Below are 733 nucleotides of genomic sequence, written 5' to 3'. Positions count from 1 at the left end.
CTGGCCGAGGCGCTGCGCGCCGCCGGGCTGCCCGGCTGAGGGCCGTCCGACGGTTTTCCGACGCGAATCGGCGATGCCTGTCCCGGCACAGACAAGAGGAGGCCCGCGCCATGCCCACACCGGACGAAACCGCCATCCGCGAGACGCTGGAGCGCTATGTCGAAGGCATGCGCACCGCCGATGTCGCGCTGCTGAAATCCGCCTTTCACGCCCATGCCGGCATGTTCGGCGATTTCGGCGGCGAGCTCATGGCCGCCCCGATCGACACGCTGTTCGACTGGGCCGGCGCCGAGCTGGAGCCGGGCGCGACCGGCGCGCAGCACCGCGTCGAGGTCGCGGATATCGAGGTCGCAGGCGACGTCGCCCTCGCCCGGACGCACGAGCGCGATTTCTTCGGCGGCGACGCGCGCGAGTTCTTCACCCTCGTGCGCGCGCCCGAGGGCTGGCGGATCACCGGCAAGTCCTGGGCGAGCTTCGCCTGAGCCCCCGCGACCCTTCGCAAACCCTCGGAAAGGAGCCCCCGAATGCCCGACCCGTTCCAGGACGTTTCCGCCGCCGGCGACGAGATGATCGGCCAGATCGTCGAGGCGCTGGAGGACCGCGCCGACGACCCGGCGATGACCGCGATCGTCGAACGCTATTTCGCCGATCTCGACTGGCCCGAGGGCGGCACGCTGCTGGAGGTCGGCTGCGGCACCGGGCCGGTGGCCCGCGCCGCGGCCCGCCACGCCCC

2 protein-coding genes are annotated in these 733 nt (G+C 72.3%); both read left to right on the top strand.

What is annotated here, in order from left to right; all coding sequences use genetic code 11:
• Positions 1 to 110 precede the first annotated feature (110 nt).
• Complete coding sequence (locus ACH107_RS33285) at positions 111 to 482, top strand: nuclear transport factor 2 family protein (protein WP_412509851.1); 372 nt, start codon at positions 111 to 113, stop codon at positions 480 to 482.
• A 42-nt stretch (positions 483 to 524) separates the two neighbouring features.
• Positions 525 to 733 (top strand): hypothetical protein (locus ACH107_RS33280; RefSeq protein WP_412509850.1); only part of this gene is annotated, 209 nt, incomplete at its 3' end.

Source organism: Roseovarius halophilus (ex Wu et al. 2025) (genome assembly GCF_047086965.1).
Note: the sequence above shows the minus strand (reverse complement) of the source record. Positions and strands in the feature narration are given on the sequence as shown.

Bases quoted from the DNA above. Each gene is read 5' to 3' on its own strand.
- ACH107_RS33285 (WP_412509851.1), top strand. From the start codon at position 111: ATGCCCACACCGGACGAAACCGCCATCCGCGAGACGCTGGAGCGCTAT.